Annotated in this window: 15 protein-coding genes; 4 read left to right on the forward strand and 11 right to left on the reverse strand. The window is 68.8% G+C overall.

The features are described 5' to 3' along the window. Positions 1 to 16: 16 nt before the first annotated feature. Both POF73_RS04285 and POF73_RS04290 read right to left on the reverse strand, forming a co-directional pair. The gene (locus POF73_RS04285; protein ID WP_272113076.1) at positions 17 to 232 is read right to left on the reverse strand and encodes a hypothetical protein; all 216 of its coding nucleotides are present in this window, start codon (positions 230 to 232) and stop codon (positions 17 to 19) included. Next, positions 229 to 435: a hypothetical protein gene (locus POF73_RS04290; protein WP_272113077.1), complete on the reverse strand. Its 207-nt coding sequence runs from the start codon at positions 433 to 435 to the stop codon at positions 229 to 231. Before POF73_RS04290 ends, POF73_RS04285 begins: the two co-directional genes overlap by 4 nt. 114 nt (positions 436 to 549) lie before the next feature. Here POF73_RS04290 and POF73_RS04295 point away from each other — a divergent pair, with 114 nt between their 5' ends. Together POF73_RS04295 and POF73_RS04300 are read left to right on the forward strand one after the other, a co-directional pair. After that, the gene (locus POF73_RS04295) at positions 550 to 1,380 is read left to right on the forward strand and encodes a helix-turn-helix domain-containing protein (protein WP_272113078.1); all 831 of its coding nucleotides are present in this window, start codon (positions 550 to 552) and stop codon (positions 1,378 to 1,380) included. After that, on the forward strand, positions 1,362 to 1,553 hold the full coding sequence (locus tag POF73_RS04300; RefSeq protein ID WP_272113079.1) for a DUF397 domain-containing protein: 192 nt from the start codon (positions 1,362 to 1,364) through the stop codon (positions 1,551 to 1,553). Before POF73_RS04295 ends, POF73_RS04300 begins: the two co-directional genes overlap by 19 nt. On the opposite strand, the gene POF73_RS04305 is transcribed toward POF73_RS04300, so the two are convergent. The 8 genes from POF73_RS04305 to POF73_RS04340 form a co-directional block, all read right to left on the reverse strand. Beyond that, entirely contained in the window at positions 1,534 to 3,726 is a 2,193-nt protein-coding gene (locus tag POF73_RS04305) for a tetratricopeptide repeat protein (protein WP_272113080.1), read from the reverse strand. The genes POF73_RS04300 and POF73_RS04305 overlap by 20 nt on opposite strands. Positions 3,727 to 3,759: 33 nt before the next feature. Further along, a complete protein-coding gene (locus tag POF73_RS04310) occupies positions 3,760 to 4,692 on the reverse strand; it encodes a hypothetical protein (RefSeq protein WP_272113081.1) in 933 nt (310 codons plus the stop codon). After that, positions 4,689 to 5,660 (reverse strand): DUF6879 family protein, encoded by a 972-nt coding sequence (locus POF73_RS04315; protein ID WP_272113082.1) that lies wholly within the window; start codon positions 5,658 to 5,660, stop codon positions 4,689 to 4,691. The genes POF73_RS04310 and POF73_RS04315 overlap by 4 nt, the downstream gene beginning before the upstream one ends. 42 nt (positions 5,661 to 5,702) lie before the next feature. After that, positions 5,703 to 6,674 carry an SCO2521 family protein gene (locus POF73_RS04320; protein WP_272113083.1) on the reverse strand — a complete coding sequence of 324 codons (972 nt, stop codon included), beginning with the start codon at positions 6,672 to 6,674 and terminating at the stop codon, positions 5,703 to 5,705. A 1-nt stretch (position 6,675) separates the two neighbouring features. Next, on the reverse strand, positions 6,676 to 7,656 hold the full coding sequence (locus POF73_RS04325) for an SCO2522 family protein (RefSeq protein WP_272113084.1): 981 nt from the start codon (positions 7,654 to 7,656) through the stop codon (positions 6,676 to 6,678). After that, on the reverse strand, positions 7,653 to 8,570 hold the full coding sequence (locus POF73_RS04330; protein WP_272113085.1) for an SCO2523 family variant P-loop protein: 918 nt from the start codon (positions 8,568 to 8,570) through the stop codon (positions 7,653 to 7,655). The genes POF73_RS04325 and POF73_RS04330 overlap by 4 nt, the downstream gene beginning before the upstream one ends. A gap of 3 nt (positions 8,571 to 8,573) precedes the next feature. After that, positions 8,574 to 10,424 carry an SCO2524 family protein gene (locus POF73_RS04335; protein WP_272113086.1) on the reverse strand — a complete coding sequence of 617 codons (1,851 nt, stop codon included), beginning with the start codon at positions 10,422 to 10,424 and terminating at the stop codon, positions 8,574 to 8,576. Positions 10,425 to 10,498: 74 nt separating this feature from the next. Beyond that, complete coding sequence (locus POF73_RS04340) at positions 10,499 to 11,296, reverse strand: SCO2525 family SAM-dependent methyltransferase (protein WP_272113087.1); 798 nt, start codon at positions 11,294 to 11,296, stop codon at positions 10,499 to 10,501. Between the two features lie 180 nt (positions 11,297 to 11,476). On the opposite strand from POF73_RS04340, the gene POF73_RS04345 reads away from it, so the two are divergent. Together POF73_RS04345 and POF73_RS04350 are read left to right on the forward strand one after the other, a co-directional pair. Further along, a complete protein-coding gene (locus tag POF73_RS04345; protein ID WP_272113088.1) occupies positions 11,477 to 12,010 on the forward strand; it encodes a GNAT family N-acetyltransferase in 534 nt (177 codons plus the stop codon). An 82-nt stretch (positions 12,011 to 12,092) separates the two neighbouring features. Beyond that, complete coding sequence (locus POF73_RS04350; protein WP_272113089.1) at positions 12,093 to 13,574, forward strand: alpha/beta hydrolase; 1,482 nt, start codon at positions 12,093 to 12,095, stop codon at positions 13,572 to 13,574. 1 nt (position 13,575) lies between these two features. On the opposite strand, the gene POF73_RS04355 is transcribed toward POF73_RS04350, so the two are convergent. Beyond that, a complete protein-coding gene (locus POF73_RS04355; protein ID WP_272113090.1) occupies positions 13,576 to 14,784 on the reverse strand; it encodes an abortive phage infection protein in 1,209 nt (402 codons plus the stop codon). Between the last annotated feature and the right edge of the window lie 59 nt (positions 14,785 to 14,843).

Here is a 14,843-nt window from a genome sequence, read left to right on the forward strand (position 1 = left end):
CGCACCCACCCCTACGTCAAGGAACCTCACCCCTGCTGCGTGCGTTCGCGTACGCCGTCGCCGCCCTCAGCCGCTCGGCGGGCGTGGCCCTGCGGACCGCCCCCGGCTCGGCGTCCCACTCCTTGCCGCCGCCGTACGGTCTCAGCTGGACGTACGGTCCCTCATGTCCCATCACGACGCCGATCCGACCCGAACGGGTGTCGACGACGTAGGACCCGATGGGTGGCTTCATCGCAGCACCGCGGCGAGGCGCTGCGCGGTCTCGACGGAACAACGGCCCAATTCGACGAGCGGGCAAGGGGCTTCACGCGCAAGACTCGCCGCATCGAGCCGGAGTGTCGGGAGCGTAATTCCTGCCTTCTCCAGCACCGCCCGCAATTCCTTCACTGCTTCCTCCGCTTCTTCGACGCAGCGCGCCGAGTGTCGTGCCGTCACGTGACTCCCCTCCTATTTGGGTTTCACTCTTTACCTCTCCATGGTGACCTGCGACGCCTACACTCGGCAGGAGTCTGCGCTCTACAAGTACGGGTCAGCGCAAGGGGGTTGGCCATGGCCAACGGTTCACGGTTGGCGGCTTGGGAGTTCTTCGGGAGTGAGCTGAAGCGACAGCGGGAGAACGCCGAGACCACTCAGGCGGAGTTGGGTTCCCGGGTTTTCGTTTCCGGCGGTTACATCGGCCAGTTCGAACAGGCCATTCGAAAGCCGCAATTGGACGTCGCCCAGCGGATTGACGAGGCGCTACAAACCGACGGCTTTTTCGAGCGGATGTGGCGGCAACTCATCCAGGAGCAGAAGCACGCGGACTACTTTGCGCATGCGGCGGAGCTGGAAGAGCAGGCGACGAAGATCTGCGACTGGGAGCCCTCCGTCATCCCGGGGCTCCTGCAGACACCGGCGTACACGAGTGCGCTCGTGGTGGCGACGCACCCCTTCGCGACTGACGAGCTCATCGACGAGCGCGTCACCTCCCGCGTCGAGCGGTCCCAGATCCTCAAGGACGCTACAAGGCCCGAGTACTGGGCGATCGTGCACGAAACGGTACTTCGCGTGCCGGTCGGCGGGCCAGTGGTCGCGGCTGAGGCGCTGGAGCACATGGCCGCCTTGGCCCGCGAGCGCAAGGTGGTGCTGCAGGTGTTTCCGTTCTCGGCGGGGCCACCCGCGAACAACGGCTCGCTGCGACTCATGGAGTTCGACGAGGCGCCCCCAACGGCCTATACAGAGACATCGTTTTCGGGGAGCCTCCTGGACGATCCAGCAGTGGTGAAGCGCGCGAACCGAGCTTACGATCTGCTCAGGGGCGCCGCGCTGTCGCCGGAGGCGTCCCTGGCCCTAATCGAGTCGGCGGCTGAGGACTTCAGACGATGTACAGGTACGAGCTGAGCAACGCTCGCTGGCGCAAGAGCACCTATAGCAACGGCGATGGTGGCAACTGCGTCGAGGTCGCCGACGGAGTCCCCGGCGTAGTCCCCGTCCGAGACAGCAAGGTCCCCACCGGGGGTGTGCTCGTGATCGGCGTCGACGCCTGGGCCGCGTTCATCTCTGCCACTCGGTAAGCCACTCGCGGAGCTCGACCACGAGCGGGTGCTCCGGCCCGAGCGTCCTGTCGCGGATTTCGATGAGCTGCTCCAGGAGCGGCAGCGCCTCGTCGGTTCTCCCGAGGCCTTGCAGGACCCTCGCGACGCCGGCGAGTGCACTCAGCACGAACGGATTCTCCGGGCCCTGAACGCGCCGTCGGTCGGCAAGGGTCCGCCGAGCCAGGGGCTCCGCCTCCTCGTAGCGCCCCAGCAGCAGGAGCCCGTAGCCGTGGAGGTGGCGGGCCATCAGCGTCGTGAGATGGTCGGGCGGCAGGTACCGCTCACAGTCCTCGACCAGGGCACGCGCCTCCGCGTCGAACTCCTCCGCCTTGCCGATCTGGGGCAGCACCTCCAGCAGACACGCCCTGCTGTACAGGGTCTCGGCGGAGTCCTCGCCGAGCACCCGACGCTGTCCTTCGATCGCCCGCCGGTTCAAACGCTCCGCCTCCTCCCTCCGGCCGTCGAGCTGTTCCAGCGGATACCTCAGTCCCAGGCAGCTGCGCAGCGTGTCCGGATGGTCGGGGCCGAGCACCCGCTCACGAGCCTCCAGCACTTGCCGGTGAATCACCTCGGCCTCGGCGTACCGCCCCATGCGGTGCACCGCCTGCCCCAGTACGTAACGCGTATCGAGGGTCACGGCGTGCTCGGCACCCAGCAGCTGTCCCGCCCTCTCCGCGACGCGTTCGGCCAGCGCGAGCGTTCCGGACCAGTCCCCCGTCTCGTACATCCGCCGTACGACCAGGGCCGACACCCGAACGATCTCCTCGCTCACCTCGCCCGAGGCGACGCGCAGAAGGGCGACAGCGTGCGCCGCCAGCATGGCCAGTGCGGCGCGTGCCTCCTCCGACGTGTCGTCCGGGTCGGGCAGGGCCGCGCTCAGCAGCCGGGCGGCGGCGAGGCCGAGAGCCGCACGCTGCTGCCCGTCCGGGACTCCCCCGGCCACGCTGTCCAGCAGGACCCCGTGCGCGCTGACGCACCGTGTGCCGCGCAGTTGGACGAGTTCGATGAGGGAGTGGTCGAGCAGGCCGCGCAGGGCGGGCTCCAACCGGTCGGCGGGGAGGGCTGGTTCGACGCCGGTGAGGTGCACTTCGCCTCGCGCCGCCGGCATGAGCATCGTCAGGGGGACCGGGTCGGCCGACCAGCAGGACAGCAGCCGTAGCAGGGATGTCGCCTCGGGAAGTCCTTGGTCGGCGAGGGCGTCCAGAGACAACTGCCAGGTGCGGCTGACCAGTTGGCGGGACTGGCCGCCGCCTCGGCCGGCCGCGCCCTGGTCGACGATCGCCGTCGACTCCTCGGTCAGCTTGCGCTCGTACTCGTCCATGGTCCACGACTCCAGGAGCTGGTGGGCGAGATGGGAACCGGCCAGGGTGAGGGCGAGGGGCAGTCGGCCCAGGCGCTCCGCGACCTTGCGGGCCTCTTCCGGGGTGCCCGCGTCCGGGGCGAGGTCGCACAGGACCTGGGCCGCATCGTGCAGGGGGAGAAGGCCGAGCGTGTGGCGGGAGACGCCCGGGGCCCGCCACAGCGGGGAGTTCGCTATCCGGGTCGTGACCAGGACCGTACCCAGCGGGCTGGTGCGCAGCCAGCCGCCCTCCTCCAGGATCGCGGGGTCGTCGGCGTTGTCCAGGACGAGCAGCCAGGGTTCGGAGGAGTGGTCCAGGTAGTGCCAGACGAGGTCGGCGGCGGCGCGCTGACCGCTCGCGGCGGCGGCGAGTTCGCCGGTCGTCGCCCCGCGGTCACCGGCGACCGCGAGCATGCCGGCACGCAGCGACACCCGGTCCGACGCGTTCACCCAGAGCCCGGCGCGGCCGTGTTCCCGTACCGCCTGGGTGAACAGCCAGTGCGCGACGGCCGTCTTGCCGAGGCCGCCCATGCCGTGGACGACGTGGATCTCACCGCCCGGTCCGGCGATCGCCGCGCTCAGCGTGCCGCGCAGTTCCTCGCGGTTGCGCAGGATGCCGGGCGGACGGCCCACGAGGGGCACACGTACGGAGTCGGCGGCCGTGACCGCCGCTCGCACCGGTCCGCCGCCGAGAAGAGGAGCGGTGCCGGGTGCGTAGTGATGGTGGTGCTCCTCGATGTACTGCTCACCCGTCGTCTGAAAGACACGCCCCTGCCCGGAGGCCCGCCCCTCGACCGCCCCGCCATCGCCCACCGCGCGCCCCTTTCTACGACCTTCGATCGTAGATCAGTGGACGGTGCGGGCGTCCCAGAGATGCTCGAAGCGTGCCTTGCGCCGAGCGACCTTGTCCTGACGGGCGTCCAGTCTGGCGTTGGGGTTGAGCTGCTGCACATCCGTGGTGATCTCGAAGCACAGCACTTCGTCGAAGATCACGACGTCCAGTGTCTCGCCCACCCTGATGTTGGACGGCAGCTCGGACAGAACCACCACCCCGACCTCGATGCCCGTGCCTCTTTGCTGCTCAAGGAGTTTGTCCAGGCTCGCGCTGAGTTCGTGGGGATCCTTCACGATGAACAGGCGCCTGACCTGGACGCCGTGCCGCTGGATCGCCTCGCGCTGCACGTCCAGGTAGTACTTCGCGGTCGCGGTCTCCCAGAAGTCCAGGTCGACGTAGCTGCTGGTGGCGTAGATGCTCTTGCGGGCACATCGGGCGAGACCGATGAGCAGATCGCTGTTTTCCCCCGGCCAGTCGCCGTGCGCCGAGGCCAGCGCCGTCATCATCGAGGCCAGACGCTCGATCTCGGCCCGTGCGAACTCCTGCAGGAAGCCCCGGCCCTGCGATCCCACCTGCGCGGCGCTCCTGGCCAGCCGCTTGACCTCGCCGGAGGGCATCCCCGAGTCCTCCAGCCTGCCGAACAGGTCCGTCACCTCCCCGACCTGCCGGAAGCCCTGATCCACCAGCTCTGTCAGCTCACGCCGGTGCTGTCGTTGGCCGTTCTCCAACGCCCCGAGGCGTTCCTCGAAGTCCACCATGTACTGGACGATCAGCGCCGCACCGCCGATCACGACGGCCAGGGCGACTTGCCAGAGGTCCTCCTGGGACGGGGCGATCAAGTTGCTGATCACATACGCCGTTGTACCCACGGCTGCCGTGATCAGGACCTTCAGTACGACCGGCGGTATGCGGAGTCCGCCCGTCGGCGCCGGTCGCACGCTCACCCCGACGCCACGGTCGGCGCCGTCCCCGGCTGCGGCTCGGGATCCCGCTGAGGCTCGGGGCCCGGCTCCGTCGCTGCCGCCCACAGCTCGTCGAACTGGTTGACGCGGTCCTCGACGTGCTCCTCCTCCCGCCTGAGCCAGGTTCCGTCGGGATTGGACTGGAGGTCCGGGGAGGTCTCGTAGCACAGCTCGCCGTCGAAGATGATGAAGTCGTTCACCTTGGGGTTCGACGCCATGGACGAACGCACCAGTACACGTGCGTCGATGCCACGCCGCTTGTGCTCCTCGCAGAGTTCCCGGAGGCTCTCGGTGAGCTCGTTCGGCTCCTTCACCACGAACAGCCGCCTGATCTCCACGCCCCGCCGCCTGATCGCCTTCTCCTGCGCGACGAGATACCGCTCCGCGGGCCCGCTGTACCAGAAGTCCCGGTCCACGGAGGTGCTCGTGGCGTCGAGGGTCATCTTGACGCAGTCGGTGATGTCGATCAGCCACTCGTGGTTCTCGCCCGGGCAGTCCGCGCTGCCGCTGCTGAGGCCTTCCATCAGTTTGGCGAGGCGGGCCAACTCCTTCTCACCGAAGGCCTGCACGATGTCGCCGCCCTGTTCACGGAGCTTCGTGTACCCGAGGACCAGTCTGGTCACCTCTTCGGAGCGGAGCACGGAACCATCGACCTTGCTGAACAGCTCCGTCGCGGAGATGATCTCGGCGAACCGCCGGTCGACCTTCTCGAACCGCTCGCCGAAGGCCACGAGATACTGCACGATCAGCGCCGCGCTGCCGATCGCGATGGACGCCGTCAGCTGCCAGATGTTCCCGTCGTCCACGCCGAGCAGGCTGGTCAGCAGGAAGGTCCCGCCTCCCACCGCGGCGCTGAGCAGGATCCGCAGGAACAGCCTGGGAAAGCGCGGGTCCTGCTGCGGCGGGACTTGTCCGTTGTTGTTCCCTGCCCCTAAAGGTGCTCCGTTCACTTCTCATCCCCCGTCAGGTATCTGATTGGCTGCCGCCGCCCCTCAACGTGCGCTGAGCTGCTCCTGCGACATTGCTACGGCCTGGAGGGCCAGCCGGTCCCTGATGCGCCGGCTCAGGTTCTCCCACTGGCGGGAGAACCCCGGTTTCTCTTCCAGCACGTCCCACAGGTGACCCAGCTCGGGGTCCACGTGCCCCCGTGGCATCCACAGATGCAACAGATGGACCACGACCGGATGCAGTGCCTCGACGACCGGAGGTCCGTCCGCCGTACCGAGCCTGCTGTTGTCAAGCATGTGCTGAACAGTCGTCAAAAGCCAGTCGTGCAGGGCGAGATCCTCGCAAATGCCTGCTGCGGATGCGGCCGGGATGTGCTCGGGCAACCGTAGCTCCATGGTCCGCAGTCCGCCCTCGGCCACCGTGAAGTTCACCAGGGACGCCCGCTCGTCGTCCGGCCCTCGTCGCGCGACCCAGCGCAGCCTCGTGGGACTGGACTTGAAGGGCACCCGGCGGTCGAGCAGCGGATGGCGGCGGAGCTGGGCCAGGAGTCCCTCGGCGATCATCCCGAGGTCGAGCTCGCCGCGTCCGGCGCCGCGCAACATGCCCTCGGCGGTGGCCTGTTGGGGCAGTTTCCCGAAGGGCTCGACCAGGCCCGGGCGGACCAGGTACTGGCCCCAGGGCCGGCGCAGGTCGGGACCGGCGGCCGGGAGGCTGAAGTGGGCGGTCGACTGGAGCAGACGGCCCTCGGTGAGTGCCGCGCGGACGGCCACCGTACCGACGGCCCGGACCTTGCTGCCGTTGGACGTGGGCAGCCGGCAGTCCACGCCGGTCAGGATCGCGGGAGAGAGCACGTACATGGTGGGCCGTTCCGAGACCCGGACGTGTACGTCGGCGCGCAGCCTCAGCAGCTGGGCGGCGGCCCTGCCGTCCAGGGCCTGGAAGGACGGCAGCAGACAGGTGCGTACCTCACCGCAGGCGAGGACCGAGCGCTCGGGCTGTCCGGGGGCCGCCGTCATCTCAGGACTCCTCGGCCTCGGAGGAGTCGCCGGGCTCCTCGTAGAAGACATAGGTGGCGCGTTGCGCGACGGCCGCCGGCACCGGCATCCCCTCGGCGGCGGACCGCTCGGCGACCTGCTCCAGCGCTCCGGCGTCGACGTCTATCTGGTCGAGCACGAGCCGTACGGCGTCCTCCACGGCGAGGAACCGGTTCGGCATCAGGGTGCAGGTGCGGTAGGCGCTGAACGGCGCCTTGGTGTCGGTGAGTTTGAGCAGCGGCGGCAGCCGGTCCCAGTCGTGCGGGAAGTCCTCGCCCTGCCACTCCTGCGGCACCAGCACGGGCTCACCGAGATGCCGTAACAGCCCCAGCCGGGCCAGTTGCCACACGGCGGCCAGGAACGGGCAGGACCACAGCCGCCGTCCGTCCTTCTCGGACCACAGCTCCACGTCCATGAAGACCGAGTGGTTGCGGGCCGCGGTCTCCCGGGGCGGCTCCCAGACCTTGACCTCGCCGAGGGCGCTGCGCGATGTGGTGGGGGTGCGCTGGCCGTTGGCGAGCCAGCCGGTCTGGCTGACGGGCGGGCGGGAGCCGTAGCTGCCCGGCGGCGGTGACTCGACCAGGCGGTGCATGACGGACTCGGCGAGTTCGACGCGGTCGGCGACCGCGCAGGCCGACTCACGGGCGAGGTAGTCGATGACCAGGCCCGCCTTCTCCGCCTCCTTCAGCACCATCGGGATCAGCTCGGCCGGGGTGGAGAAGCGGGTGAAGTAGTCGTCGATCAGAAAGCAGGTGCTGATCCGCGGCCGCTTGCTGCGGCGGGCGGCGGAGGCGTGCACCGCGTCCACCCAGATCCGTACCTCGGCGAAGTGCTCGCCCAGCCGCTTGGGGCCCGCCTCGAAGTCCTCCATGTAGAGGTGGCCCAGCTCAAGGGAGAGGTGGGCGAGCGGCACGGACTGGGTGCGCAGCTCCGCGGTGGTCTCCTGGAACACGGCCTCGGTCACGCCTGCTCCCAGTACTTGTCGTCGGTCAGGCGTCCGGCGAGCTGGCTCAGTGCCGTCCAGGTCTCCTGGTTGGCGATCTGGCTGTCGAGCACGTCCTCGTCGGTGATGAGCTGCTCCCGCCACTGCAGGACCGGTTCGAGGGGGACGGACCCGAGGACCTGGCTGTAGCCGATGCCCTGGTTGGAGGCGAGCTGCTTGAGGTCGCCGTCAGTCTTGCGCATCCACGCCGACTGGGTGGGCGAGACCTGCGACCACAGCGGCGATTCCGGGTCCGGTACGGCGGCCCGCACGAAGCGGATGGAGTTGCGCAGAGCTTCCTCGTCGTGGCCGCGGTGGGCGCCGCCGGCGACGATGCCGCGCGGGCCGAAGACCAGGCTCGCGGCGGCCGCCACATGCTGGCGGGTCCAGCGGTGGAAGACCAGCCAGCGGGCCGTGACCCCGCGCATCTCGGGCCGTGCGGTGGCCGCCAGGACCATGTCCACGGCGTAGGAGCGGCCGGCGCTGAGGTCGACGACGACCAGGTCGAACTCGTAGGACAGGTTCAGCAGCAGGTCGATGCACCGACGCTGGTGGTCGTCGCTGATGGCGAACTCGCCGCCGCTGACGTCGCCGGGCATCAGCACCAGCCGGCCGCAGCCGGGCGGTGGGAAGCGCAGCACCTGGTGCTCGGTCTCGGACCAGACGTCGATCCGGGCCGGTTCGCTGACCGTGCCGGTCAGATAGGCGTGCAGGCCGAGGTCCTCGGTGGCCTCGCGGGCGTCGGCCACGTCGAAGACGGCCGCCGCGGTGGGCGAGCCGAAGTCGAAGTCCAGGTAGCAGACGTCGTCCCCGGCCAGCGCCCGGTGGTAGGCGAGGTTGGCGCTGGTCACGGAGCGGCCCGTGCCTCCCTTGTCGGAGGCGGCGAAGATCAGCACGGTTCACACTCCCCGGTCCGCGGCCTCGCGGGCGCGGGCGAGCGCGTCGAGCTGTCCCAGCACGTCGAGGGTCAACGCGTAGGCCGTGCCCGGCTGTTCGTCCACGAGGATGCGGGCGCGGCGCAACTTGACCTCGATGTTCCTGAGCTGCATCCCGTGCCGGCCGTCGTCCTTGGGCGCGGGTTCCATCTGTTCGTTGCCCAGGAGGTGGGCGGACTCACTGAGCAACGCCCTTGCCAGCTCGGTGAGTTCGAGGCTGCGGATCGGGGGCTGGCGGTACATCTCATGGGCCTGGACCATCACCTCGGTGACCCGCTCGGTGATGCTCCACGACACCGGCACGCGCCGCTTGTGGATCTCCGCCTCGGGATAGGCGTGGTGCACGCTGTCCCACAGGCCGACGCCCTCGCCGTCCCGGATCCGGCGGCGCCACATGTGGTCGAAGATGTCCTCGGCGAGCCGGAGCAGCCGGTCGTGCGAGGCGAGGTTGCGCGAGAGCGTGCACAGCTGGACGGTCCGCTTCAGCAGCTGTGCCGAGAAGTCGGTCATGGACCAGGTCATGGGCGGCCCGATCCGCTCGCTGCCCTGCAACGGCAGGGCGACGCCCACGTTGTGCAGCTCATGGACCAGGGGGTCGTCGCGGACCATCCGGCTGGTGATACGGCCGCGTTCGGCGAGGCGCTCCATGACACCGACGGTGCGGGTCAGGTCGTCGTCGGTGGCCCGGCGCCGCATCAGGTCGTGCACGAGGATGGCGGCGACGGAGAGGGAGAAGTACTCGGACTCCAGCTTCTGTCCCGTCGTACGCCAGGGCAGGTCCTCCAGGGGCCAGCGATCGGTGTCGAAGCGGGCGATGCCGGACCAGTACTGCTGGGTGAGCTCCCACCGCAGCCGGAGCGCCTCGGCGAGCCGCTGCTGTTCGGTGTTGAGCAGGCCGAGGGTGAGGGTGCGGTCGGAGAACAGGTCCTGGATACCGTCGAGGGCGACCACGGTGAAGTACAGATACGGCACCGCGTTGGCGACGCCCTCGGGCTGCGGCCCGATGGGTTCGTCGGTCTCGACCTCGGGGGCGTCCTTGACCAGGCTCCACGCCCAGCCGCACTCGAAGAGCTGGCTCTCGTCCTTGAGCCCCTCCTGTACGTCGATACCGAGGGTGATGCTCTCGACGATCCCGGCGCGCAGGGCGCGGAAACGGTTCTGGTACTTGTTCAGCACCTGCCGGTTCGACTGCCGTCCCTGGCCGAGGAGTTCGATGAGCGTACGGCCCTGGGAGGAGTCGGTGTCGAAGACGTTGACCGTGAAGGAGCGCAGCAGGCTCACCATGGCGGCGGTGAGCCTGTTGCTGGTCTCCGAACGCAGCTCGGCGATCGTCTCCCTGATGTCGCTGCGCCGGGTTCTGGTCTCGTAGACCTTGAGGAAGCCGAGGGTGGCCAGGCACAGGGTGATCGACATGGAGAAGGAGTCGACCACGCCGACCTGGCGCTGTTCCTCGGTGACTTCCCTGGTCTTGTCGGCGGAGCCGAAGTAGTAACCCCCGGCGAAGGTGGGCCTCTTGTCCTCGCCGGTGTGCGTCCGCATGAATCCGGCCGCGGCCGTGACGAGGTTGGCCGGGACCTCCAGCCGTCCGCCGGCCCGCTTCAGGACCTGCTGGACGTCCTCCTGTGTGGTGTCCGGGTCGTCCAGCCGGAATGCGGGGATCTCGGTCGCCGGGTACAGCAGGCAGAGCAGCCGCTCGGCGTCGGCCACACTGCTCTCTCCGCCCCACTCGCCCCAGTCCCACTCTCCCCCGTCGAAAGAGTGGCGAGCGATTCCCTGCCAGATGTCCAGCAGATGCTGGCGTGGCTTGATCTGCATCCCCTATGCCCCTCACACAGGCCGCGCTGCCATCGGTCGAGGAATATCCCTCTGCTGTTGTGAAGATTCGCCGGTCAGTTGACCGGAATGGCCGTATCGGAATTCCGCCGCCAGCCGTAGGCGACAATCATGCCCTTATAGCCTTTGCGTACCCGTGCCGAGGACTTGAGTGGCATGACCTTGAAGTCCCTTGCGAAGCGCTCCAGGCTCTCGTACACATCGGATTCCCCGACGTCGCAGGCGGGGAAGAAATGCTCACCCGCGTGATAACCCGCCGAATGAGCCATGAAGGCGGCGGCAAAGGGAGCGTCCGGGGCCAGGGCCCGCATGAAACGCTCCACGCCCAGTGAGAACTCACGGGGGGAGTTGGTGATCGATTCGGCGACGAAGAACATGGTCCCCACGGACCATCGCCCCTCGTGCCGCCTGAGATCGAAGATGTCGCCCTGCTCAACCTTGACGACCTCGCGGAATCTTTCACGCGGGTCCTCACCGAGGGAGCCGTAGGCCTTCTTCCGGCACAGGGCCGCCCAGAACTTGTCCCAGCTCTTCTCGTAGGAGTCGACCTGGCTCCCGAGATACTTCACATTCGAGGACGAGCGCTCGAAGAGAGTGATCTCGTCGCACCACGGCAGCATGGCCAGTGCGGGATAGAGATTCACGCCCGCACCCACATCGATACCGGAAACCGACCCGACGCCCTGCTTCCGGAAGTGACCACCGAAATGATCCCGGATGATCTGCAGGATCTCTGCGTCCTCGGGCTGTAAGTCCCGGTAATTGTGATCAAGGTAGGCGATCGAGTCGAATGCCTCGTCCCATGGCACATCGGCATTCTTCACCTGGACGCCCCCCGACGATCTATGGGTCATTCCACTAACGGTACCGCAGGGAGGCGCACTGAGAGCGCGTTGGGGCATACATATGACACGGCCTTGAACACCCGGACCGCGCTGCTGAAGATGGGCGGACCTCTTCTGAGCACCTGAAACGGCAGGCAATAGGTGCTCACCCGCACGAGTGACTCCATTCCATCACACAGGGGGCGGACGATGGCGCTACCGGAGGAACGTTTCCCTTTCTCGGGCGGCCACACTGACCAGGCATTCTTCGCCGACCGCGCCGACCGGCCGCTGACCATGCGCGGTGTCACCGAGACCGACCTGCCCGAACTCCTCCGCGTGGACCGGGAGGTCTTCCCCGAGGACCCGTACCCCTACTTCGTGCTCCGCCAGCACCTCGACGTACACGGCGACCGCATCCTCGTCCTGGACGACGGCGAGTGCCTGCACGGCTACGTCCTCTTCGTCAGCACCTCGGACGGCCACGTGACTTGGGTCCTCAGCCTGGCCGTCAGCGCCGACCAACGCGGGCGCGGGCTCGGCAAGCGACTGATGCTGGAGGTGCTGCGGCAGCTGCGCCGGGAGCGGGTCCATGAGGTGCGGCTGACCGTCGAGCCGACCAACGCGGCGGCGATCCAGCTGTACCGGACGCTGGGGTTCGCGCCGGAGGGCGGGGTGCACCGGGATTACCTGGGACCCGGGGAGCATCGGCTGATCATGGTGCTGGGGTTGGGTTCCGCGTAACCCGTGCCGGGGGTAATCCCCAGGAGCGATACGGGAGTTGCCGGGATATGACGCCGCGTCACGACCCAGCAGGCTGCTGTACATGAAGCAGATCACCAAGAGTGCCGCCCTGATCGCCACCGCCTCCGCCGTCGTCTTCGGAGTCGTCACCCCGCTCACCGCGTCCGCCACCGGTGCGCCCGCGTCGCTGAAGTGGACCAAGTGCGCGGGTGAGGGGCTCGATCCGCGGCAGGAGTGCACGACCGTGTCCGTACCGATGGACTACGCCCGTCCCGGTGGCCCGAAGATCGACATCGCCGTCTCCCGGATCCCCAGCGAGAAGCCGTCGGCCCGCCGGGGTGCGCTGCTGCTCATCGCCGGCGGGCCCGGCGGTGACAGCCTCGCCGACCCCTCGGGCAAGGGGCAGAAGCTGCCGCAGAAGGTGCGGGACACCTACGATCTGATCGGGTTCGCTCCGCGCGGCAACGCCCCCTCGACACCGGTGAGTTGCGAGCTCGGGCAGAGCGATCTCGCCCGGACGACACTGCGCCCCTGGCCCGCCCCCGACGGCTCGGTCACCGCGAACATGGCCACCGCCCGGCGTCTGTCCGACGCCTGCGCGCGCAATGGCGGCGAGCTGATGAAGCACATCAGCACGCTCGACAACGCCCGCGACATCGACGGCATCCGGGCCGCGCTCGGCGAACGGAGACTGTCCGCGTGGGGCGTCTCGTACGGTACGTACGTCGGCGCCGCCTTCGCCGAGCTGTTCCCGCGGCGCACCGACCGCATCGTGCTGGACAGCAGCGACAACCCCGACCCGGTGCGGGCGGAACGGGCCTGGCTCCAGGCGTTCGAGGTGGGCGTCGAGGACAACTTCCCCGAGTTCGCCAAGTGGGCGTCCGCGCCGGGCAACCCGGACCGTGTGGCCGACACGGCAGCCGAGGTGCGCTCGCGTTTCCTGCGTCTCGCCCACCGGCTGGACCGCGAGCCCCTCCCCTGGCCCGGCGCCAACCCGGCGGAGCTGAACGGCAACGTGCTGCGCCAGACCATGCTGGACAGCCTCTACGACCCGGACGACTATCCGACCCTGGCCAAGCTGATGCTGGCCGCGCAGAAGGGGACGGTGCCGGACGCTCCGCAGTCTCCGCCCGAGGCGATGCTGCAGAACTACACCGCGGTCGGGGCCGCCACCATCTGCAACGACGGTGCCTGGCCCAGGTCGGCCGCGGTGTACGAGAAGGGCGTTGCCGAGAGCCGGGCGAAGTTCCCGCTGACGGCCGGGATGCCGAGGAACGCGATGGTGTGCGCGGCGTGGCCCTGGCAGCCGAAGGAGGCGCCGCTGCGGGTGACCGACCGGGGGCCGTCCAACGTTCTGATGGTGCAGAACGAGCGGGATGTGGCTACGCCGTTGAGTGGGGCGTTGAAGCTGCGTGAGGCCCTCGGCCGGCGGGCCGTGATGGTCACCGTGAACTCCACCGGCCATGACGCGTATTTGGACAACGGCAACGCTTGTGGGGACGCGGTGGTTTCACGGTTCCTGGCCACGGGGGAGCGGCCCGGCGCGGATCTCTACTGCGAATGATTTACGGCGCCATGTCGTTGGTTGTCTGCGGCGCCATTGTGGCTGGTCGCGCAGTTCCCCGCGCCCCTTGAGGGCAATGTGCGTACTGGCGTGACACAGCGCGGAAGGCCTCCTTCGGCTCCCAGTGCCAGTTGGAGCTCGGGTCGTTGGGGTCGTCCTTGATGGGCTTGGTCATGGCGTAGCTCGCCATGTCGATGTCGTAGCGGGGGTTGTCGGGGCGGTGGGGGGCGTCGGGGGTGACGAACTCGAAGGCCATTGCCGCGTAGAGGCCCATCGACTCGAAGACCTTCAGCAGATCCGTCATGTAGGCGGCCTGGACGTGCTCGCTGCGTACCAGGTCGCCTTTGATCTCCTCCGGGGTCTTGGTGTGGTCGACCACGTCCCAGCCCATGCCGCCCGCCTCGGGGGCGCCGACGTAGGTGCAGGTTCCGAACTCGGTGATGGCGAGGGGCTTGCCCCAGCGCTGGTAGCGCTTCAACTCCCGGACGTACGCGGCTGGTTCGCGGTAGTACGAGTAGTAGTCGATGCCTACGACGTCGAAGAGGTTCCAGTCGACCGGCTCGAACTCCTCGTCCTGGGCGGCGGCGTAGCTCAGCCGGCCGCGGAAGACGGAGCGGCCGACCTTCGCCGCCTTGGCCGTGAAGCGGGTCAGGCGGCGCTGCATCTTGGGTATGTCGACCGTGCCCTTCTGGAGGTTCTCGACGCGGTCCAGGACCGTCTCGCCCGGCACGATCCCCGGCACGAACAGCCAGAACTCGCAGCCCACGCTGAAGTCGACGCTCGCGCCCTGCCGTCGCAGCCGCTCCGCGAACCGGCCGCACTCGGCGATGCTCTCCAGGATGTCCCGCTCGGGGATGTCCCCCAGGGTCGGCTGGAGCCAGACGTGCAGTCCGCGTTCGGCGGCCTCGGCGGCCGTGGCGGTGAGGCGCTCCACGCCGTCGCCGGTGACGTCGAGGGTGTCGGCGTGCAGCTGGTCGCGGATCACCCGGACGTCCCTGCGCATGCGGGCGGCGCTCCACGCGGTGCCCGGCGTCTCGCCCTCGCCGAGGGTGTAGACGACGCCCCGGTGCTTCAGCCCCCGGTGCCTCGCCGCTCCCCCGCCCGCCCCGCTCGCCGCGGCCTGCCCCGCGGGCAGCACCGCCCCCGCCAGTCCGACGGCCGCCGCCCCCGCCAGAAACCGTGCCCGGCTGATCCCCTTGGTGTTCTCCATACGCCCACTGTGGCGAGCCCACACCCACCGCGCCGTCGGCCGATGGTCTACGGCACCGC

This window comes from Streptomyces sp. HD (assembly GCF_028369295.1).
Classification (GTDB): domain Bacteria; phylum Actinomycetota; class Actinomycetes; order Streptomycetales; family Streptomycetaceae; genus Streptomyces.